Source organism: Aeromonas sp. WP2-W18-CRE-05 (assembly GCF_014168615.1).
Lineage (GTDB): Bacteria > Pseudomonadota > Gammaproteobacteria > Enterobacterales > Aeromonadaceae > Aeromonas > Aeromonas caviae.
Window position 1 is genome coordinate 4,867,501 of sequence record NZ_AP021917.1, and the last position, 19,649, is coordinate 4,887,149.

21 protein-coding genes (1 of these 21 running past the window's edge) are annotated in these 19,649 nt (G+C 60.1%); 5 read left to right on the forward strand and 16 right to left on the reverse strand.

Annotated features, from left to right (window positions below; all coding sequences use genetic code 11):
* The 4 genes in view from H7R73_RS22810 to H7R73_RS22825 are tightly spaced (each overlapping or abutting the next) and all read right to left on the reverse strand, a layout consistent with a single transcriptional unit that may run on beyond the window.
* Nucleotides 1-195, reverse strand: the 5' portion of a protein-coding gene (locus tag H7R73_RS22810; RefSeq protein WP_103261023.1) for an ExbD/TolR family protein. It extends 207 nt beyond the left edge of the window; the window shows 195 of its 402 coding nt (coding positions 1-195); the start codon lies at nt 193-195; its stop codon lies off the left edge, out of view.
* Nucleotides 192-722 carry a MotA/TolQ/ExbB proton channel family protein gene (locus H7R73_RS22815; protein ID WP_103261024.1) on the reverse strand — a complete coding sequence of 177 codons (531 nt, stop codon included), beginning with the start codon at nt 720-722 and terminating at the stop codon, nt 192-194. Before H7R73_RS22815 ends, H7R73_RS22810 begins: the two co-directional genes overlap by 4 nt.
* Entirely contained in the window at nt 719-2,026 is a 1,308-nt protein-coding gene (locus tag H7R73_RS22820) for a MotA/TolQ/ExbB proton channel family protein (RefSeq protein WP_048209356.1), read from the reverse strand. Before H7R73_RS22820 ends, H7R73_RS22815 begins: the two co-directional genes overlap by 4 nt.
* Complete coding sequence (locus H7R73_RS22825; protein ID WP_041212057.1) at nt 2,023-2,784, reverse strand: DUF3450 domain-containing protein; 762 nt, start codon at nt 2,782-2,784, stop codon at nt 2,023-2,025. Before H7R73_RS22825 ends, H7R73_RS22820 begins: the two co-directional genes overlap by 4 nt.
* A gap of 211 nt (nt 2,785-2,995) precedes the next feature.
* On the opposite strand from H7R73_RS22825, the gene H7R73_RS22830 reads away from it, so the two are divergent.
* Nucleotides 2,996-3,772 carry a LuxR family transcriptional regulator gene (locus H7R73_RS22830; RefSeq protein ID WP_010672236.1) on the forward strand — a complete coding sequence of 259 codons (777 nt, stop codon included), beginning with the start codon at nt 2,996-2,998 and terminating at the stop codon, nt 3,770-3,772.
* Nucleotides 3,773-3,832: 60 nt separating this feature from the next.
* Here the strand turns inward: H7R73_RS22830 and glmS are convergent, their stop codons facing one another.
* Nucleotides 3,833-5,665: a glutamine--fructose-6-phosphate transaminase (isomerizing) gene (glmS, locus tag H7R73_RS22835; RefSeq protein WP_048209359.1), complete on the reverse strand. Its 1,833-nt coding sequence runs from the start codon at nt 5,663-5,665 to the stop codon at nt 3,833-3,835.
* 55 nt (nt 5,666-5,720) lie between these two features.
* The gene (locus H7R73_RS22840; RefSeq protein WP_103261025.1) at nt 5,721-6,494 is read right to left on the reverse strand and encodes a DeoR/GlpR family DNA-binding transcription regulator; all 774 of its coding nucleotides are present in this window, start codon (nt 6,492-6,494) and stop codon (nt 5,721-5,723) included.
* 122 nt (nt 6,495-6,616) lie between these two features.
* Here H7R73_RS22840 and blrA point away from each other — a divergent pair, with 122 nt between their 5' ends.
* The 4 genes from blrA (at nt 6,617) to creD (ending at nt 11,154) form a co-directional block, all read left to right on the forward strand.
* Nucleotides 6,617-7,291, forward strand: a complete 675-nt coding sequence (gene blrA, locus H7R73_RS22845) for a beta-lactam response regulator transcription factor BlrA (RefSeq protein ID WP_048209363.1) — start codon at nt 6,617-6,619, stop codon at nt 7,289-7,291.
* Nucleotides 7,292-7,325: 34 nt separating this feature from the next.
* Entirely contained in the window at nt 7,326-8,747 is a 1,422-nt protein-coding gene (gene blrB, locus H7R73_RS22850; protein WP_029313357.1) for a beta-lactam sensor histidine kinase BlrB, read from the forward strand.
* A gap of 99 nt (nt 8,748-8,846) precedes the next feature.
* Nucleotides 8,847-9,641 (forward strand): class D beta-lactamase OXA-1160, encoded by a 795-nt coding sequence (locus H7R73_RS22855; RefSeq protein WP_010672256.1) that lies wholly within the window; start codon nt 8,847-8,849, stop codon nt 9,639-9,641.
* Nucleotides 9,642-9,762: 121 nt separating this feature from the next.
* Entirely contained in the window at nt 9,763-11,154 is a 1,392-nt protein-coding gene (creD, locus tag H7R73_RS22860; protein WP_103261026.1) for a cell envelope integrity protein CreD, read from the forward strand.
* 51 nt (nt 11,155-11,205) lie between these two features.
* Here the strand turns inward: creD and glmU are convergent, their stop codons facing one another.
* The 10 genes from glmU to H7R73_RS22910 all read right to left on the reverse strand — a co-directional run bounded on the left by glmU (nt 11,206) and on the right by H7R73_RS22910 (nt 19,564).
* Entirely contained in the window at nt 11,206-12,567 is a 1,362-nt protein-coding gene (gene glmU / locus H7R73_RS22865) for a bifunctional UDP-N-acetylglucosamine diphosphorylase/glucosamine-1-phosphate N-acetyltransferase GlmU (protein WP_103261027.1), read from the reverse strand.
* 93 nt (nt 12,568-12,660) lie between these two features.
* Nucleotides 12,661-13,089, reverse strand: coding sequence for a F0F1 ATP synthase subunit epsilon (locus tag H7R73_RS22870; protein ID WP_010672259.1), 429 nt, complete (start codon nt 13,087-13,089; stop codon nt 12,661-12,663).
* 18 nt (nt 13,090-13,107) lie between these two features.
* Nucleotides 13,108-14,496 (reverse strand): F0F1 ATP synthase subunit beta, encoded by a 1,389-nt coding sequence (atpD, locus tag H7R73_RS22875; protein WP_010672260.1) that lies wholly within the window; start codon nt 14,494-14,496, stop codon nt 13,108-13,110.
* A 33-nt stretch (nt 14,497-14,529) separates the two neighbouring features.
* Nucleotides 14,530-15,396, reverse strand: coding sequence for a F0F1 ATP synthase subunit gamma (atpG, locus tag H7R73_RS22880; RefSeq protein WP_182951422.1), 867 nt, complete (start codon nt 15,394-15,396; stop codon nt 14,530-14,532).
* 42 nt (nt 15,397-15,438) lie between these two features.
* On the reverse strand, nt 15,439-16,980 hold the full coding sequence (gene atpA, locus H7R73_RS22885) for a F0F1 ATP synthase subunit alpha (RefSeq protein WP_010672262.1): 1,542 nt from the start codon (nt 16,978-16,980) through the stop codon (nt 15,439-15,441).
* Nucleotides 16,981-16,995: 15 nt separating this feature from the next.
* The gene (gene atpH / locus H7R73_RS22890) at nt 16,996-17,529 is read right to left on the reverse strand and encodes a F0F1 ATP synthase subunit delta (protein ID WP_010672263.1); all 534 of its coding nucleotides are present in this window, start codon (nt 17,527-17,529) and stop codon (nt 16,996-16,998) included.
* A 13-nt stretch (nt 17,530-17,542) separates the two neighbouring features.
* Nucleotides 17,543-18,013, reverse strand: a complete 471-nt coding sequence (gene atpF / locus H7R73_RS22895) for a F0F1 ATP synthase subunit B (protein WP_010672264.1) — start codon at nt 18,011-18,013, stop codon at nt 17,543-17,545.
* Between the two features lie 51 nt (nt 18,014-18,064).
* Entirely contained in the window at nt 18,065-18,304 is a 240-nt protein-coding gene (atpE, locus tag H7R73_RS22900; RefSeq protein WP_010672265.1) for a F0F1 ATP synthase subunit C, read from the reverse strand.
* Nucleotides 18,305-18,362: 58 nt separating this feature from the next.
* On the reverse strand, nt 18,363-19,145 hold the full coding sequence (gene atpB / locus H7R73_RS22905; RefSeq protein ID WP_010672266.1) for a F0F1 ATP synthase subunit A: 783 nt from the start codon (nt 19,143-19,145) through the stop codon (nt 18,363-18,365).
* 8 nt (nt 19,146-19,153) lie between these two features.
* Nucleotides 19,154-19,564: an ATP synthase subunit I gene (locus tag H7R73_RS22910; RefSeq protein WP_048209371.1), complete on the reverse strand. Its 411-nt coding sequence runs from the start codon at nt 19,562-19,564 to the stop codon at nt 19,154-19,156.
* Nucleotides 19,565-19,649: the final 85 nt, after the last annotated feature.

A 19,649-nucleotide genomic window follows, 5' to 3' on the forward strand; every position in this document is an offset into this window, starting at 1 on the left:
GCCGATCGCCAGCATGATGCTGGACGATTTTTGCGCCTTGGCCTGGCTGGCCTGGGGTCTGTGTACCTCAAGCCCGGCTTCGCGCACGAAGGAGGTGGTCACGATGAAGAAGATCAGCATGATGAAGACGATATCCAGCATGGGGGTCATGTCGATCTGCACTTCATCGCGCTGGCGTTTGGATTGCCGTCTCATTGCATTACCTTCTCTTCTCGCAGGCCGTCCCGGGTCTTGGCCAGCGCACGCTTGGCCTGACTCTCGAGCCGGCTGAGTAACAACACGCCGGAGAGGGCCACCACCATGCCTGCCATGGTGGGGATGGTGGCGCGGGAGATCCCGCCCGCCATGCTCTCCGGGTTAAAGCGGTTGGCCGCAGCCAGCGCATCGAATACGCCTATCATGCCGGTCACTGTACCCAGCAACCCCAGCATGGGGCAGAGCACCACCAGGGTGCGGATGAAGATCAGATGACGGTTGAGCGCCAGCTCCACTTCTGCCAGCCAGCGCCCGCGAATCGCGCGAGCGTGCCAGCTGTGACGCTCGCGACGCGCCTGCCAGCGGCCCAGCAGCTGACGCTGCAACGGTGAAAACCCCAGGTTGAGGTAGAGCAGCCGCTCGATCATCAGAATCCACATCAGCACCAGCAAGGCCAGAATGACCCAGAGCACCGGGCCGCCACGGCCCATGAAGCTCTGCAACTGCTGCCAGATGTCGAGCATCATGCTACCCGCTCCACCCTGTCACCATTGCTTTCGGCCCGCTCGGCCAGGATCCCGGCCACCTGCTGTTCCAGCACGTTGGAGAGCTCGGTGAAACGGGACTGCAACAGGCTGTGGGCCAGGATCAGCGGAATGGCCGCCACCAGACCCTGCACCGTGGTGACCAGGGCCATGGAGATGCCGCCCGCCATGATCTTGGGATCGCCGGTACCGAACTGGGTGATGGCCTGGAAGGTGCCGATCATACCGGTCACTGTCCCGAGCAGACCCAGCATGGGGGCGATGGCCGCGATCACCTTGACCATGCCGATGCCGCGCTCCAGGCGAGGGGTCTCCTGCAGGATCGCCTCATCCAGACGCAGTTCGAGGGTCTCCATGCTCAGTTCTGGATGCTTGTCAGCCACCGTCAGCACCCGGCCGAGGGCGTTGTCGGCATGATATTCACCGCTCTTGAGTTGGCGACGAACCCGACCCAGTTCGCGAGATAGGCTCCACAGCCGTACTCCAGCGATCCCCAGGCCGATGGCTGCCAGCAGCACGATGATGGCGCCGACCTGGCCGCCCTGCTGGACTTGCTGCCAGAAGGTGGGCGCCTGGGCCAGCATATCGAGCAGAACACCGTGGGAGGGATCCAGCGGCAACGCTTCTCCCTCCTGACCCTGATAAGCGGCCACAGCGGAAAGCACGCTGCCTGGCAGGCCCAGCACCGGACTCAGGCCTTCGGCCCCCGGTTGCAAGAAACCAGCATCGCCCAGCAGGGCGAAGCTGCCGATCCGGGTCAACGTCTGCTCGCTGGCAACGCCCTGGGCATCGAGCACCTTGCCGTTGAACCGGGCAACCCGGCCCGATTCGCGGATCTCCTGCAGCAAGGTGGCTGGCAGCAGGGCAAGGGCGGCGCGATCAGGCACCTGTTTATCCTGTGCCATGGTTTTCAGCGGGGCGAGACGATCAGGATACTGGCCCTCGACGGCGGATTCGCTCAGCAACTTGACCGCATCGCTGGCGCCCTGACGGGTGACCGCAAAGATGTCGTTCATGTCGCCGGAGGCCTGCTCCCACTGGGTATTGAGCTCCACCAGCTGCTTTTCATTGGCCGCGAACTGGCTGGCCAGCTCCTTGCTCAGGCGCTGGGCCTCGGCCAGCTTGGCACGGGCACTGCTCAGCTCCCTGGAGACAGACGCCAGATCCTGCTGAGCCTTCTGCTCACGGGCCTGTTCCTGCTGCTGCCAGGCTTCCTCGGCCACGGCGGCTGTGGTGCCCAGAGAGAGGGCGAGGGCAAGGGGTAACCACTTCATGGTGACGCTCATGACTGGGCCTCCTGACCACGGCTGACGGAAAGGGGGACATTCAACAACTGGGGAACTTTCTTGTCGGCAGCCATTTCCAACGCCTCGGCGATGGGGGAGAGCCACTGGCCGTCGAGGGCTTGCCACTGCTTGTGCTCGGCAGACCAGCGCCACGCCTGGGAGCGATCGGCGGTCATCGCCAGCAGGGAGACCCGGCCCAGTGCCAGCACGTCGACCCGGCGCGGTGCGCCATCCAGCACCAGCTCGGCGGAATAATGGTCCAGCCTGCTGCCGTATTCGGCTTCAATCTGATAGGCCTGCAATAGCTGGCGGAACTTCTCCGCCTCGCTCACATCGGCTCTTGCCAGCGTCGCTTTCAAGGCAGCAACCCGCGCCAGACGATCCTCCCTGCGCAGCGGGATGTCATCCTGTACCAGCTGTTCCAGATCGGCTTGCATCTGCAGCATCAGGGGGACAAGCCCCTGTCTGGTCTCCTGTACCGCCTCCAACTGCTGGTTCAGCTTGCCCAGCTCGTTTTGCTGATCGGCCACCAGAGACTGCATATAGCGGTTGTAGGCTTCCAGATCCCGCAGTTGCAGTTGGGCATTTTGCAGCTCAATCCTAGCTGCGACGGCTCCATCGGCGGCTTTCTCCACACGCAGCTGGGAGGCTTTCCCGTCGGCGATACTGTTCTTCAATGCTGGCGCAACCACCTCTTCGGCGGACACGACGCAATGAACGGCCATGGGTAACAAGGCCAGACCCCAAAACTTGTTCATGATATAAATCTTAACAATGATAACTATTCTCATTGTCTCAAAGAGTAGGGTCACTGGCAATCAGATGATTTTCTTGGCCTCTGGCCGAAAAAACAGGATACTTTTTAGACAAGTACGGGAATAACTGGCGTTGGTAGTCGCAACACCATTTTAAATAACTAAAAAATGTCTTTTCGATCAGCAAGATAAGTGATCGAAAAAGGAGACTTACATGTTTAACGATGCGATCTGGGAACACATAGATCGGTTCACCAAGGCGAAGAAGACCAGCGAGATCCAGCAACAACTGGAGCGCTTCAGTCATCAGATGGGGTTTGATTACTTCCGTTTGCTGATTATTTTCCCCATCAGCATGCAGAAATCCCATGTGGCGTTGTTCAACAACTGCCCCACCAGCTGGTTTGATGCCTATTCGGAACGGCACTACCTGACCCAGGATCCGGTCGTCTTCCTGGGACTGAAGCAGACCCAGCCCATCTTCTGGAACAAGCTCGATTGTGATGCCCCCTGGTTGCCCAGCGCCAGCAGGGAGGTGATGAACCTCGCCGCCGACTTCGGGGTGAGGAACGGCGTCTCCTTCCCGCTGCACACGCCGCAGGGGGAACACGGCATCCTCTCTTTCATCAGCAAGGAGAAGTCCAATTCCGATCTGATGTTTGAAAACGTTCCCCTGCTGTCATTCTGCGCCAGCTACATCTTCAACTCGGCCCTGACCCTCATCAAGGCCAGGCCAGACCTGATGAAATACCTGGCCGAGCTGTCGGATCGGGAGAAGGAGTGCCTGTTCTGGGCCAGCGAGGGCAAGACCTCCTGGGAGATCGCCACCATCCTCGGCATCAGCGAGCGGACCGTGAACTTCCACCTCAATCAGGTCACCAACAAGACGGACTCGCGCAACCGCAACCAGGCGATCGCCAAGAGCATCTCCAGCGGCATCATTGTGCCTTCCCTGGACGACGTCACCATCACCAACCTGCGGCTGTCATAGCCTGTTTTGCCAAAACAAAAAGAGCCGCAATGCGGCTCTTTTTTCATTTCCGGCGACGGCTTATTCCACAGTCACGGATTTGGCCAGGTTGCGCGGTTGATCCACGTCGGTGCCCTTGATGAGAGCGACGTGGTAGGAGAGCAGCTGCAACGGCACGGTATAGACGATCGGCGCGATCATCTCTTCCACGTGGTTCAGGCTCATCACCCGCATGGTCTCGTCGCTCTTGAAACCGGCGTCCGCATCGGCGAACACATAGAGGATACCGCCACGGGCACGCACCTCTTCCACGTTGGACTTGAGCTTCTCCAGCAGATCGTTGTTCGGCGCCACGACGATGATGGGCATCTCGGCATCGATCAGCGCCAGCGGGCCATGCTTCAACTCACCGGCGGCATAGGCCTCGGCGTGGATGTAGGAGATCTCCTTGAGCTTGAGCGCCCCCTCCATGGCGATGGGGTACTGGCTGCCACGACCGAGGAACAGGCTGTGGTGCTTGTCGGCAAACTCTTCGGCCAGAGTCTCGATCTGCTTGGCCAAGGCCAGGCTCTCCTTGATGCGTACAGGCAGGGCTTGCAGCGCCTTGACCAGTTCGGCCTCGGCGGCGGCGCTCAGGTTGCCACGGCAGTGACCGACGGAGGCCACCAGCATCAGCAGACCGGCCAGCTGGGTGGTGAACGCCTTGGTGGACGCCACCCCGATTTCTGCCCCCGCACGGGTCATGAAGGCCAGGTCGGATTCGCGCACCAGGGAGGAGCCCGGTACGTTGCAGATGGCCAGGGAGCTCATGTAACCGGACTCCTTGGCCAGACGCAGGGCGGCCAGGGTATCGGCGGTTTCTCCGCTCTGGGAAAGAGTCACCAGCAGGCTGTTGGGGCGTACCACCGACTTGCGGTAGCGGAATTCGGAGGCGATCTCCACGTCGCAGGAGACGCCGGCGATCTCTTCAAACCAGTAGCGGGCCACCATGCCGGAGTTGTAGGAGGTGCCGCAGGCGACGATCTGGACGTGCTCGACCTTGTCGAAAATGGCGCGGGCGCCGTTGCCGAAGGACTCGACCACCACGTGATCACTGCCCAGGCGGCCTTCCAGGGTGTTGGTGATGGCCTTGGGCTGCTCGTAGATCTCCTTGAGCATGTAGTGTCGGTATTCGCCCTTGTCACCGGCATCGTGGGAGAGCTCGGACTCCAGCTCCTCGCGTACCACGGCATGGCCGTTGGTATCGAAGATATGCACGTCGCGGCGGGTCACTTCGGCCACATCGCCCTCTTCCAGGAAGATGAAGCGGCGGGTCACCGGCAGCAGGGCCATCTGGTCGGAGGCGATGAAGTTCTCGCCGATGCCGCGGCCGATCACCAGGGGGGAGCCGGAACGGGCCACCACCACGCGGCTGTCGTCACGGCTGTCCATGACCACGGTGCCGTAGGCGCCGCGCAGCTGCTTCACCGCTACCTGCATGGCCACCAGCAGGCTGGGGGCGGATTTCAGCTCGTGGTGCACCAGGTGGGCAATCACCTCGGTGTCGGTGTCGGAGCTGAACACATAGCCCAGCGCCTTCAACTCTTCCCGCAGCTCTTCGTGGTTCTCGATGATACCGTTGTGCACTACCACGATATGCTCGGAGACATGGGGGTGAGCATTGCGCTCGGACGGCTCGCCATGGGTAGCCCAGCGGGTGTGGGCAATGCCGGTACCACCGTGGACGGACTGCTCCTCCAGAGCCTTGGCCAGTTCGGCCACCTTGCCAAGGCGACGCACCCGCTGCAGCGGCTGGTTGGCGCTGAACACGGCGACACCGGCCGAATCGTAGCCACGGTATTCCAGACGGCGCAGGCCCTCTACCAGGATTTCAGCCACATCACGTTGGGCGACGGCCCCGACGATGCCACACATACACTTCTCCTTGAGACGTAAGACGTTAATTCGGTTGGATAATGGTTTGTTCAGGTCACTCGGCCACGGGGGCGCAAATCAGCTGGATCCCCCTGGCCTGGATCTGTTCTCTGGCCGCACTGGCCAGCCCCTCGTCGGTCACCAGGGTATGGATGCCGGACCAGGGCAGCTCGAGATTGGGGATCTTTCGGCCGATCTTCTCCGACTCCACCATGACGATGACCTCCCGCGACACTTCGGCCATGACCCGGGAGAGGCCCACCAGCTCGTTGAAGGTGGTGGTGCCCCGCTCCGGGTCGATGCCATCGGCACCGATGAAGAGCTGGTCGAAGTCATAGGAGCGCAGCACCTGCTCCGCCACCTGCCCCTGGAAAGATTCGGAATGGGGATCCCAGGTCCCGCCAGTCATCAGCAGGGTGGGCTCGTTTTCCAGCTCGCGCAGGGCACCAGCCACATTGAGGGAGTTGGTCATGACGATGAGGCCGCGCTTGTTGCCCAGCATGGGGATCATGGCGCTGGTGGTGCTGCCGCTGTCGATGATGACGCGGTTGTGATCGCGGATCCGCTCGGCGGCGGCGCGGGCAATGGCTAGCTTTCGATTCGAAACTTGTTCCGGGTTGCTGTCCACCACCATCTCGCTGGGGAGGGGAACGGCACCGCCGTAGCGACGCAGCAACAGGCCACCGGTCTCCAGCACCGCCAGATCTTTGCGGATGGTCACTTCGGAGGTGGCGAAGTGTTTGGCCAGGGCATCGACGCTGACTTCCCCCTGCTCCTGCATCAGACTCACTATGGTGTGACGGCGCTGCTGTGTGTTGCGTTTGGTCATCTGTAAGTTTCGATTCGAAAGAATGGCGAAATATTAATGCCTTTTCGGGAAAAATCAAACGGCAAATAGGATCCGATTTGGTTCGATGCCAGAATGAGGAGCCGATTTGCGACGAGGACGCCATGCAAAAACGACTCATCTGGCTGGTGGAAGATGAAGCCAGCATTGCCGATACCCTGATCTATGCCCTGCAGACCGATGGTTTCGAGGTGGAGTGGTTCCCCCTCGGCCAGCCGTTGCTGGCGCGACTGGAACAGACGCGACCGGATTTTTTGATCCTGGATGTGGGGCTGCCGGACATCAGCGGTTTCGAACTGTGCAAGCGGGTGCGGGCACAGACCGATATTCCCCTGATGTTTCTCACCGCCCGCAGCGAGGAGATAGACAGGCTGATCGGGCTGGAGATAGGGGCAGACGACTATGTGGCCAAACCCTTCTCACCCCGTGAGGTGTGCGCCCGGGTGCGGGTCATCCTGCGCCGCAGCCAGCCCGCCCCCTACCAGCCGATACAGCCACTCACCCTGGACGAGGAGCGGGCACGAATCTGCTTCCAGGGCCAGCCCCTGACGCTCACCCGCTATGAGTACCTGCTGCTCAAGACCCTGATGCTGGCGCCGGGTCGGGTCTACTCCCGCCAGCAGCTGATGGATCTGGTGTGGCAGGATGCGGAAGAGAGTCTGGATCGCACCGTCGACACCCACATCAAGACTCTGCGGGCCAAGCTGCGGGAGCGGGACCCTGACGCCAACCTGATCCTGACCCACCGCGGGCTGGGCTACAGTCTGGAGCTGGCATGAACTCGGGGTGGCCGGGCATCGGCAGGGGGATGAGATGAGAATCGGATTGCAACTGCTGTGCGGCCTGGTGCTGATCTTCGCCCTGGCCGCCTGGTTCGTGCTGGAGATCTTCGTCGAGGAGATCAAGCCCGGGGTACGCAGCGCCACCGAAGATACCCTGGTAGACATGGCGCAGATGCTGGCCCCCCTGGCCCTGGACGACATGCAGGAAGGAAAGATGGCGAATGGCCGGCTGGCCAGCGCCTTCGCCCGCCTCAACCAGAGTCCCATCAATGCCCTCATCGATGGCCACCTCAAGCAGCAGGCGGAGTACCGCATCTATGTGACCGACGCAAAAGGCAGGGTGGTCTACGACTCGGACGGGGTAGATCTGGGCAAGGACTACTCACGCTGGAACGACGTCTACCTGACCCTGCGCGGCGAATATGGCGCCCGCAGCACCCGCAGCGACCCCGACGATCCCGCCAGCTCGGTGATGCACGTGGCCGCCCCGCTGCGGGAAGGGGCCAAGATCATCGGCTCCCTCACCGTCGCCAAGCCCAACAGCACCCTGCAGCCCATGATAGAGCGCAGCGAACACCAGTTGCTGAAAGGGGCGGCCCTGCTGCTGTTCATCTCGCTGCTCATCGGCGCCTTGCTGGTGTGGTGGCTCAACCGCGCCATCGGCAAGCTGGTGCACTATGCAGATGCAATCAGCCAGGGTCAGCCCGCCAGCCTGCCGCGCCTCTACAGCCCCGAACTGGACAGGCTAGGCCACTCCCTGGAGACCATGCGCCGCCAACTGGACGGCAAGGCCTATATCGAGGCCTATGTCCACAGCCTGACCCACGAGCTCAAAAGCCCGCTGGCGGCCATTCGCGGGGCGGGGGAGATCCTGGCCGAGGCGCCGCCGCCGGACATCGCAAAGCGCTTTATCGGCAACATCAATCTGGAGACGGCCCGCATGCAGCAGCTGATCGAACGCATGCTGCAACTCGCCCGCCTCGAATCAGGGCAGGGGCTGGACAGACAATCCGTTGAGCCGGCCCGGCTGGGCAGACGGGTGCTCGATGCCCGCCAGATCCAGGCCCAGCGCCGCCAGATCGCCCTGCACGCCGAGCTGGGGGAAGGTCAGAAGCAGAAGTGGGATCCCCTGCTGGTGGAGCAGGCCCTTGGCAACCTGCTGGACAACGCCCTCGATTTCGCCCCCGCCGGCAGTACCCTGGTGCTGAGCGGCGCCATGGAGGAGGGGGGTTATTGCTTCCGGGTGCGGGATCAGGGGCCAGGCATTCCCGACTTTGCGCTGCCCAGGATTTTCGAGCGTTTCTACTCCCTGCCAAGGCCAGACAAGGGCAAGAGCAGCGGCCTCGGGCTCAGTTTTGCCATGGAGGTGGCACGCCAGCACGGCGGCCATCTTGCCCTTGCCAATCAGCCGGACGGGGGGGTGCTGGCCACACTCTGGCTGCCCGGCAACTGAGGACACTTCACACCAAGCACACAGAGCCGGGCTAAGCTGCACCTCCTCGATGACGACCGTCCCCGTCGATGCGCATTCATATTAATCAAGGAGATAGATATGCCCCGTATGCTGTTGTCCGGTCTGCTTGCCGCCGGCCTCTTCTGTGCACTGCCTGCCAGCGCCGCTTCTGGCTGCATGCTGTTTGCCGATGGCACCGGCAAACCCGTCAGCACCCAGGGGGACTGTGCCGCCCAGTTGACCCCGGCCTCCACCTTCAAGATCCCGCTGGCACTGATGGGCTATGACAGCGGCTTTCTGGTGGATGAACAACTGCCGGCCCTGCCGTTCAAGGCCGGTGATCCTGATTTCCTGCCGGAGTGGAAACAGACCACCACCCCGAGCAGCTGGATGCAATTCTCGGTCATCTGGTACTCGCAGCGCCTCACCGAGTGGCTGGGAGAGGCTCGCTTCCAGCACTACGTGGACAGCTTCGACTACGGCAACCGGGATCTCGAAGGCAACCCGGGCAAGCACGACGGTCTGACCCAGGCCTGGCTCAGCACCAGCCTCGCCATCAGCCCCCAGGAGCAAGCCCGCTTCCTTGGCAAGATGGTGAGCGGCAAGCTACCGGTCTCCGCCCAGACCCTGCGCCATACCGCCAACCTGATGCGTCAGCCCGACATCGACGGTTGGCAGATCCACGGCAAGACCGGCATGGGCTACCCCAAGCTGCTGGATGGCAGCCTGGACAGGGAGCAGCAGATCGGCTGGTTCGTCGGCTGGGCCAGCAAACAGGACAAGACGCTCATCTTCGTCCACACCGTTATCCAGAAGCCGGGCAAGCAGTTCGCTTCCCTCAGGGCCAGGGAGGAGGTGTTCGCCGCCCTGCCGGCCCGGTTGAAGACACTCTGATGCCAGCAACACCGGCGCCTGGCGCCGGTTTTTTTATCCCCCTTCACCACCACTTCACACTGCCCCATCCTCCCTTCACGCGACCCCGGCACACTCCCGTTCAACAACAAGGAGACGTGTCATGGTCAAACAGATTTTCACCCACAAGATCGCCCTGCTGCTGCTGCTCTGCCTGCTGATGATGATCCCGGTTCACGCCATCATGGAGCTGAATCGGGAGCGCCAGGCCTATCGCAGTCAGGCCATTCACAGCATCATGGCCAGCCACAGCGGGCCCCAGCGCCTGATGGGGCCCGTACTGGTACAGCCCTATACCCGGACCGTCACCGTCGAGCAGGATGGCAAACATTTCGTTCGCAAGGAGCAGGTCTATCGCTACCTGCTGCCCCAGAGGCTGGACGTGCGGGCCAGCATGGAGGTGACCCCGCGCAAGCTCGGTATCTATCAGGCCCAGATTTATCACAGTCGGCTCTCCCTCTCCGGCCTGATGCCCACCAGCCTGGCTGACAAGGGGCTGGTGGCCGGCAACCCGAACCTGAGCTTCGACCCGGCGGATCCCGCCCTGGTGCCGGGCAAACCCTATCTCAGCCTGATCCTCTCCGATGCCCGGGGCATCAGCCGCGTACCCGAACTGCAATGGGGGGAGAAACGCATCCCGTTTGCCCCTGGTGCCCAGCTGGGGGACGGGCGAGTGGGGATCCATGCCCCGCTCGACGCCTTGCCAGACGAAGATGGCCGCTTTCACATCGAGCTGGATCTGCAGGGCATGAACGCGCTGGAAGTGTTGCCGCTCGGACAGGACAGCCGGTTTCACCTGAGCGGCAACTGGCCCCATCCCAATTTTCTCGGCGACTTTCTGCCCGGTGAACGCACCCTTGCGGATCAAGGGTTCGAGGCAAGCTGGCAGACCAGCTGGTTCGCCACCGACATGGAGAGTCGCTTCAACCGCATGATGAAGGGAGCGGGCACCAAACTGCCGTCATTCAGCGTCAGCCTGGTGCAACCGGTGGATCACTATCAGCTGAACGAGCGGGCCGCCAAATATGCCCTGCTGTTCATCGGCCTCACCTTCATCAGCTTCTTCATGTTCGAGCTGCTCAAGGGGCTGCGGGTACACCCCATCCAGTACGCGCTGGTTGGCATGGGGCTGGCCATCTTCTATCTGGTGCTGCTGGCGCTGACCGAGCATCTCGGCTTTGCCTGGGCCTATCTCATTGCCGCCCTGGCCAGTGTGGCCCTCAACGGCTTCTACCTGAGCCATGTGCTGGGCGGCCCGAAACAGGGCATGGGATTCGCCGCCCTGCTGGGGCTGGTCTACACCATTCTGTTCGGGCTGCTGCAGGCCGAGGAGACAGCCCTGTTGCTCGGCGCCCTGCTGCTGTTCGCCACCCTGGCGCTGGTCATGGGGCTGACTCGCAAGCTCGACTGGTATCAGGTGATGGAGAACAGTCCCTCCGCCACCGCATGGGCGGCCCCCCAGCCATCGACCAATGACACCAGCCATCAGCCATAAGCAAAAAAACCGGCGCCCTCGGGCGCCGGTTTGCATTTCATTGATCGGGCATCACTTCTTCTTGACCGGACGGGGCCAGTTCGGAATGTGGCGCTGGGGCACCCGGGTGATCACCAGCTCGTTTTCCGCCACATCCTTGGTGATGGTGGAACCCGCTCCCAGGGTCGCCCCCTTGCCGATCCGCACCGGCGCCACCAGCTGGGTATCGGAGCCGACAAACACATCGTCCTCGATGATGGTCTGGAACTTGTTCACCCCGTCGTAATTGCAGGTGATGGTGCCGGCACCGATGTTCACCTTGGCGCCGACGTCCGCATCCCCCAGATAGGTCAGATGACCGCACTTCGAGCCAACCCCCAGCCGGGCCTTCTTCATCTCGACGAAGTTGCCGACATGGGCATCCTGCTCCAGCACGGCGCCCGGGCGCAGACGGGTAAAGGGCCCGACCGAGCACTGGTCGGCAATTTGCGCACCTTCGATGACGGAGTAGGGTTTCACCTCGGTGTGGTCGCCGATGACGCAATCCTTCAATACGCTGCCGGCACCGATGCGCACGTGATTGCCCAGCACCACCTTGCCTTCGATGATGACGTTGACGTCGATCACCACCTCCTCCCCGATTTCCAGGGTGCCGCGCAGATCGAAACGGGCCGGATCGATCAGGGTGGCGCCGGCGATCATCAGCTTCTCGGCCTGCATCTGCTGGTAGCTGCGCTCAAGCGCAGCCAGCTGCACCCGGTTGTTGGCCCCTTCCACTTCCATGGCGCTGTCAGGGTGGACGGCGGCGATGGCACAACCATCCCCATGGGCCATGGCGATGACGTCGGTCAGATAGAACTCGCCCTGGGCATTCTTGTTGTCCAGGCGGGAGAGCCAGCTACGCAGCTGACCACCGTTGGCCACCAACACGCCGGTGTTCACTTCGCGGATGGCAAGTTGCTCGGCGTTGGCATCCTTCTGCTCGACAATGCCGACCACCTGACCATGTTCCCGCACGATGCGGCCATAGCCGGTCGGGTTGTCCAGTACCACGGTCAGCAGCGCCATGCCATCGTCGGCCTTGGCGGCCAGCAAGCGTTGCAGGGTCTCGGGCTGGATCAGCGGGGTATCGCCGTAGAGCACCAGCACGTCGTCTTCGTCATGCCAGAACGGAATGGCCTGGGCGACGGCATGGCCGGTCCCCAGTTGCTGGGCCTGCAGCACCCAGTTCAGGTCGGATGCCTGGATCCGCTCCTTCAGCAGTTCGGCGCCGTGGCCATAGACCAGGTGCAGCTGTTCGGCACCGATCTGGCGGGCGGTCTCGATCACATGGGAGACCATGGGCTTGCTGGCAACGGGGTGCAGCACCTTGGGCAGGGAGGAACGCATGCGGGTGCCTTTGCCCGCAGCCAGGATCACGACGTTGAGAGACATAGCTAGCCTTTGAAACAGGTGGAAATGCTGGGCGGAGTCTATCCAACGGGCAAAAAAAAAGCGACCCGAAGGTCGCTTTTTGCATCACCGTGATTAGCGGTAATTCTTTTTGACGATATCGATAACCCGCAGCTGGGCCATTGCTTTGGCCAGCTCGGCAGATGCCTGAGCATAGTCGATATCACCATGGGAGCTGTTGATCCGCTCTTCGGCACGACGCTTGGCTTCCTGGGCTTTCGCCTCATCCAGATCGTCTGCGCGAATGGCGGTATCGGCCAGCACGGTCACGGCTTCGGGTTGTACTTCCAGCATGCCGCCGGAGATGTACAGCACCTCTTCGCTACCATTTTGCTTGATCAAGCGGACCAGGCCCGGCTTGATGGCAGTCAGCAACGGAGCATGACCGTGGCGGAGACCCAGCTCACCTTCGGAGCCTGATACCTGGGCAGATTGCACGCGACCGGAAAACAGTTTTCCTTCGGCGCTCACTACATCCAGGTGAAAGGAGATCATCTCAGCCATGGGCCCTCCTATCGAGGCTTACAGTTTCTTGGACTTCTCGACGACTTCGTCGATGCCGCCAACCATGTAGAACGCCTGCTCCGGCAGATCGTCATACTCGCCCTTCAGGATGCCCTGGAAGCCACGGATGGTTTCCTTCAGCGGCACGTATTTGCCCGGAGAACCGGTAAATACTTCGGCCACGAAGAACGGCTGGGACAGGAAACGCTCGATCTTACGGGCACGGGCTACGGTCAGTTTGTCTTCTTCTGACAGTTCATCCATACCCAGGATGGCGATGATGTCCTTCAGCTCCTTGTAGCGCTGCAGTACGGTCTGAACGCCACGAGCGGTCTCGTAGTGCTCCTTGCCAACCACCAGCGGATCCAGCTGACGGGAGGTGGAGTCCAGCGGGTCAACGGCCGGGTAGATACCCAGTGCCGCGATCTGACGGGACAGTACGACGGTCGCATCCAGGTGGGCGAAGGTGGTCGCCGGAGACGGGTCGGTCAAGTCATCCGCAGGCACGTAAACGGCCTGTACGGAGGTGATGGAACCAGTCTTGGTGGAGGTGATGCGCTCTTGCAGAACACCCATCTCCTCGGCCAGGGTCGGCTGGTAACCTACTGCGGAGGGCATACGGCCCAGCAGTGCGGATACTTCGGTACCGGCCAGGGTGTAACGGTAGATGTTGTCCACGAAGAACAGCACGTCACGACCTTCGTCACGGAACTTCTCGGCCATGGTCAGGCCGGTCAGCGCCACGCGCAGACGGTTTCCGGGCGGCTCGTTCATCTGACCGTAAACCAGAGATACTTTGTCCAGTACGTTGGACTCCATCATCTCGTGGTAGAAGTCGTTACCCTCACGGGTACGCTCACCTACACCGGCGAACACGGAGTAACCGCTGTGCTCGATCGCGATGTTACGGATCAGCTCCATCATGTTGACGGTCTTGCCTACGCCGGCGCCGCCGAACAGACCAACCTTACCACCCTTGGCGAACGGACATACCAGGTCGATAACCTTGATGCCGGTCTCCAGCAGCTCGGTGCTGTTGGACTGATCTTCGTAGCTGGGGGCTTCGCGGTGGATGGACCAACGCTCTTCTTCGCCGATCGGACCCTTCTCGTCGATGGGGTCGCCCAGTACGTTCATGATACGGCCCAGGGTCGAGGTACCGACCGGTACCTGGATGGCCTTGCCGCTGTTAACTACTTCCAACCCACGACGCAGACCGTCGGAGGAACCCATGGTGATGCAACGCACGACGCCGCCGCCGATCTGTTGCTGAACTTCCAGTACCAGACCCTGGCCTTGGCCTTCGCTGACAACCTTCAGTGCATCGTACACCTGGGGCACGGCATTCTGCGGGAACTCGATGTCCACCACAGCGCCGATGATTTGGACGATGAAACCGTTACTCATGTCAAATCCTCTAAACCTTTGATAACCCTTGCCTTACACCGCAGCAGCACCGGAAACGATCTCTGTGAGCTCCTGGGTAATACTGGCCTGACGGGCCTTGTTGTATGCCAGTTGCAGATCGTTAATCAGGTTGCCGGCGTTGTCAGTCGCGGCTTGCATGGCAACCATTCGGGCTGCCTGTTCACTTGCCAAGTTTTCTACCACCCCCTGGTAGACCTGGGATTCGACGTAGCGAATCAGCAGGGTATCCAGCAGTTGCTTGGGATCCGGCTCATAGAGGTAGTCCCAGTGGTGCTTCTTGGCGAGCTTGCTGTCTTCTGTTACGGGCAAAGGCAGCAGTTGATCGACTTTTGGTTGCTGAACCATGGTGTTGACGAACTTGTTGTACACCAGATACAGCCTGTCAATCTCACCGTTGTCGTAAGCCTTCAGCATGACCTTCACTGAACCGATCAGGTCATTGACGCTCGGGTTGTCACCCAGTCCGGAGACGTGGGCTTTCACCTTGGCGCCGTGCCGTTCAAAGAAGTTGGAGGCCTTGTTACCGATCAATGCCAGGTCAACCTTGGCACCTTTCGCGCTCCATTGCTTCATATCATTGAGGGCAGCCTTGAACAGGTTGATGTTCAGACCACCACACAGGCCACGGTCGGTGGAGACGACGATGTAACCCACTCGCTTCACCTCACGTTCGATGAGGTAGGGGTGCTTGTATTCCAAGTTCCCCTGAGCGATATGGCCGATCACCTTGCGCATGGTTTCAGCGTACGGACGGCTGGCAGACATGCGTTCCTGCGCACGGCGCATCTTGCTCGCTGCCACCATTTCCATAGCGCTGGTGATCTTCTGAGTGTTCTTCACACTCCCGATCTTGTTACGTATCTCTTTTGCGCCGGCCATCTCTTCTCTCCATCAGGTGGCAGCTTGCGCTGCCACACACGCTTACCAGGTCTGGGTTGCCTTGAAGTCATCCAGCAACGCAGTCAGCTTGCCAACGATCGCGTCGTTGTAGTCGGCCTTGGCATTGATTTCAGCCATCAGCTCGGCATGCTGGGTATTGGCGTAAGAGAGCAGAGCGGCTTCGAAGTCGACGATCTTGCTCAGTTCGACATCGGCGAGATAACCCTTCTCGGCGGCGAACAGCACCAGGGACTGCTGGGCCACGCTCATCGGAGAGTACTGCTTCTGCTTCATCAGCTCGGTGACTTTCTGACCGTGATCCAGCTGCTTGCGAGTAGCATCGTCCAGGTCGGAAGAGAACTGGGCAAATGCCGCCAGTTCACGGTACTGGGCCAGCGCGGTACGGATACCACCGGACAGCTTCTTGACGATCTTGGTCTGAGCAGCACCGCCCACACGGGATACGGAGATACCCGGGTCAACCGCCGGACGAATACCGGAGTTGAACAGCTGGGAGGTCAGGAAGATCTGGCCGTCGGTGATGGAGATCACGTTGGTCGGAACGAACGCGGAGACGTCACCGGCCTGGGTTTCGATGATCGGCAGGGCGGTCAGGGAACCGGTCTGGCCTTTCACGGCACCATTGGTGAACTTCTCTACGTACTCGGCGTTGACGCGAGCAGCACGCTCCAGCAGACGGGAGTGCAGATAGAAGACGTCACCCGGGTAAGCTTCACGTCCAGGCGGACGGCGCAGCAGCAGGGAGATCTGGCGATAGGCAACGGCCTGCTTGGACAGGTCATCATAGATGATCAGTGCGTCTTCGCCGCGGTCACGGAAGTACTCGCCCATGGAGCAACCGGCGTAGGGAGCCAGGTACTGCAGAGCAGCCGCTTCGGAGGCAGAAGCCACGACCACGATGGTGTTGGCCAGGGCGCCGTGCTCTTCCAGCTTGCGCACCACGTTGGCGATGGTGGAGGCCTTCTGGCCGATCGCAACGTAGACGCACTTAATGCCGGAATCTTTCTGGTTGATGATGGTGTCGATGGCGATGGCGGTCTTACCAACCTGGCGGTCACCGATGATCAGCTCACGCTGGCCACGACCGATAGGGATCATGGCATCGATGGCTTTCAGACCGGTCTGGACTGGCTGGTCAACAGACTTACGCTCGATAACGCCCGGGGCGATCACTTCGATCGGCGAGAAGCCGTCGTTGTCTACCGGACCCTTACCGTCGATCGGCTGACCCAGGGTGTTGACCACCCGGCCCAACAGACCACGACCGACCGGCACTTCCAGAATGCGGCCGGTACCCTTTACCTTCATCCCTTCGGCCAGATCGGCATAGGGACCCATTACTACGGCACCAACGGAGTCACGCTCCAGGTTCAATGCCAGAGCGAAGCGGTTGCCCGGCAGCTCGATCATCTCACCCTGCATGGCATCGGCCAGACCGTGGATACGAATGATACCGTCGCTTACAGAAACGATGGTACCTTCGTTACGCGCTTCGCTTTTGACATCAAACTGCGCAATGCGCTGCTTGATCAGCTCGGCGATTTCAGTGGAATTCAGTTGCATGCTCTAATACCCCAATCAAGATTGCAGCGCATCGGCCATGCGATCCAGCTTACCGCGGACCGTGCCGTCGATAACGAGATCACCGGCCTTGATGAGCACCCCGGCCATCAAGGACGCATCTGTGCTGCAATTCAGCTTCACTTTGCGCGCGAGACGTTGTTCCAGAGAAGCCTGAATATTGGCTTTCTGCTGGTCGGTCAGTTCGATCGCCGAAATCACGTCAGCCTGAACTTCTTTGTCCAGTTCAGCCTTGAGCGCGACGAATTCGGCAACGACCGCCGGCAGCACACCCAAGCGACCATTCTCGGCCATCACCCGGATCAGGTTCTGACCGTGCTCGTTGAGCTGCTCACCGCAGACACCGACAAACAGCTTTGCCAGTTCTTCGGCAGCAACGGAGCCGTTTACCAGGCTGTGCATGGTCTCGTTTTCTGCCACCTGAGCGGCGAAATCGAGCATCTCCAGCCATTGGTCAACCGCCTTGTGCTCAACGGCAAACTCGAAAGCAGCCTTGGCGTAGGGGCGAGCGATTGTAGTCAGTTCAGACATAGCCCCGTTCCCGTTACAGTTCTGCTACCAGTTTGTCGACGATGTCGCTGTTGGCAGCCTGGTCGATTTGGCGTGCCAGGATCTTCTCTGCACCCGCGATGGCAAGAGCAGCAACCTGCTTGCGCAGTTCTTCTTTGGCACGATGACGTTCAGCTTCGATCTCTGCACGGCCCTGAGCCAGGATTTTCTCCCGCTCAGCTTGGGCTCCGACAGCGGCCTCATCAATGATCTGGGCCTTGCGTTTGTTGGCCTGATCGATGATTTCAGCAGCCTGAAGCTTGGCTTCTTTCAGCTGATCGGTGGCGTTGGCCTTGGCCAGCTCCAGATCTTTCTTGGCACGCTCTGCAGAAGAGAGGCCGTCAGCGATTTCTTTCTGACGGGCTTCGATGGCAGCCATCAGCGGCGGCCATACGTACTTCATGCAAAACACTACGAAGATGAAAAAAGCAACTGCTTGGCCGAGGAGGGTGGCGTTGATATTCACAGCCGATGTCCTCTTTAGTTAGTTAATGGGTTCTGCGTGAGTCGTAATGACTTAGGCAACCGCAAACATCACATACAGACCCAGACCAACGGCGATCATCGGGATCGCATCCACCAGACCCATCACGATGAAGAACTGGGTACGCAGAACAGGGATCAGGTCAGGTTGACGAGCTGCACCTTCCAGGAACTTGCCACCCAGGATACCGATACCGATGGAGGCGCCGATAGCCGCCAGACCCATCATCATTGCAGCAGCGATGTACAGCAGGTCCATGTTCAAGTTTTCCATGAGGATCTCCATTTATTTAGATGTAATTGATTGTATAAAAAGGATTATTTGAGTTGCATCAACCATGGTCTTCCTGCGCCATCGACAGATAGACGATGGTCAGAACCATGAAGATAAACGCCTGCAAAGTGATGATCAGGATGTGGAAGATTGCCCAAGGCACGGACAGGATCCACTGTGACCACCAGGGTAACAAACCCGCAATCAGGATGAAGATCAGTTCGCCAGCATACATGTTGCCGAACAGTCGCAGACCCAATGAAACAGGCTTGGAAATCAACGTGACGGTTTCAAGGATGAAGTTAACCGGGATGGCAGCAGGGTGGTTGAAAGGCTGAAGCGTCAGCTCCTTCACGAACCCGCTGATACCCTTGACCTTGATGCTGTAGTACAGGATCAAGAAGAACACGCCCAAAGCCATGGACATGGTGATGTTAACGTCAGCAGAGGGAACCACACGCAGATAGGGAACACCCATCAACTGTGCAGCGTGAGGGATAAAGTCAACGGGGATCAGGTCCATGAAGTTCATCAGGAAGATCCACACGAACACCGTCAGGGCCAAAGGTGCGATGACCTTGTTGCGACCATGAAAGATGTCCTTGACGTTACCATTCACAAACTCGACCAGCATCTCCACAAAGCACTGCAGCTTACCGGGCACACCGCTGGTGGCCTTGACGGCAACCTTGCGGAACAACCAGATAAACAGGGCGCCTAGCACGACGGAAAATATCATGGAATCGATATTCACCGTCCAGAACCCGGACCCTACCTGCAGGTGGGTCAGGTGGTGGGAGATATATCCCTGAGGAGTCAGGACTTCTCCGGTTGCAGACATGAGTTTTCCTAATAGTGGTTGTTAAGCGTGAATGAAACTATCCACTGTACAACGAGGGCGAGGATATAAGTGGCGAAGAACGAGGCGGTGTCGACCTCAATCCCGGCGCCAAACAGCAGGGCGAAAAGTCCTGTTGTAGTAATGAGCTTAATCCCTGCCCCACCATAAAAGTCCCGCAAAACCAGGCCTACGCTCTCTTTCGTCACCTTGCGGCGCAGAACCCAGAGCGTGAACAGGGCTTGAGGAACCCAGTACATCCCCCCTCCGTAGAGAGAGGATTGTCCGGCGAACTTTCCCGCCTGATAAAACCAGACGGTGGCGATCGCCAGGATCAGGACCAGCTGACAAACGAGCATAGCCAAGGCCAGCGTCAAACCTTCCAAGGCTATTTTCTGCTTCACCAACCTACCCCTGAACATTACAGAACTGTAAAAAATCGGGATCCGAAGACCCCAGGTTCACAGCTCGAAAAGCCGGTCAAATTATACCCGTGAAGACGGCTAT

Coding starts and splice junctions, on each gene's coding strand:
- H7R73_RS22815 (WP_103261024.1), bottom strand. CDS start 722: ATGATGCTCGACATCTGGCAGCAGTTGCAGAGCTTCATGGGCCGTGGC.
- H7R73_RS22820 (WP_048209356.1), bottom strand. CDS start 2,026: ATGAGCGTCACCATGAAGTGGTTACCCCTTGCCCTCGCCCTCTCTCTG.
- H7R73_RS22825 (WP_041212057.1), bottom strand. CDS start 2,784: ATGAACAAGTTTTGGGGTCTGGCCTTGTTACCCATGGCCGTTCATTGC.
- H7R73_RS22830 (WP_010672236.1), top strand. CDS start 2,996: ATGTTTAACGATGCGATCTGGGAACACATAGATCGGTTCACCAAGGCG.
- glmS (WP_048209359.1), bottom strand. CDS start 5,665: ATGTGTGGCATCGTCGGGGCCGTCGCCCAACGTGATGTGGCTGAAATC.
- H7R73_RS22840 (WP_103261025.1), bottom strand. CDS start 6,494: ATGACCAAACGCAACACACAGCAGCGCCGTCACACCATAGTGAGTCTG.
- blrA (WP_048209363.1), top strand. CDS start 6,617: ATGCAAAAACGACTCATCTGGCTGGTGGAAGATGAAGCCAGCATTGCC.
- blrB (WP_029313357.1), top strand. CDS start 7,326: ATGAGAATCGGATTGCAACTGCTGTGCGGCCTGGTGCTGATCTTCGCC.
- H7R73_RS22855 (WP_010672256.1), top strand. CDS start 8,847: ATGCCCCGTATGCTGTTGTCCGGTCTGCTTGCCGCCGGCCTCTTCTGT.
- creD (WP_103261026.1), top strand. CDS start 9,763: ATGGTCAAACAGATTTTCACCCACAAGATCGCCCTGCTGCTGCTGCTC.
- glmU (WP_103261027.1), bottom strand. CDS start 12,567: ATGTCTCTCAACGTCGTGATCCTGGCTGCGGGCAAAGGCACCCGCATG.
- H7R73_RS22870 (WP_010672259.1), bottom strand. CDS start 13,089: ATGGCTGAGATGATCTCCTTTCACCTGGATGTAGTGAGCGCCGAAGGA.
- atpD (WP_010672260.1), bottom strand. CDS start 14,496: ATGAGTAACGGTTTCATCGTCCAAATCATCGGCGCTGTGGTGGACATC.
- atpG (WP_182951422.1), bottom strand. CDS start 15,396: ATGGCCGGCGCAAAAGAGATACGTAACAAGATCGGGAGTGTGAAGAAC.
- atpA (WP_010672262.1), bottom strand. CDS start 16,980: ATGCAACTGAATTCCACTGAAATCGCCGAGCTGATCAAGCAGCGCATT.
- atpH (WP_010672263.1), bottom strand. CDS start 17,529: ATGTCTGAACTGACTACAATCGCTCGCCCCTACGCCAAGGCTGCTTTC.
- atpE (WP_010672265.1), bottom strand. CDS start 18,304: ATGGAAAACTTGAACATGGACCTGCTGTACATCGCTGCTGCAATGATG.
- atpB (WP_010672266.1), bottom strand. CDS start 19,145: ATGTCTGCAACCGGAGAAGTCCTGACTCCTCAGGGATATATCTCCCAC.
- H7R73_RS22910 (WP_048209371.1), bottom strand. CDS start 19,564: ATGTTCAGGGGTAGGTTGGTGAAGCAGAAAATAGCCTTGGAAGGTTTG.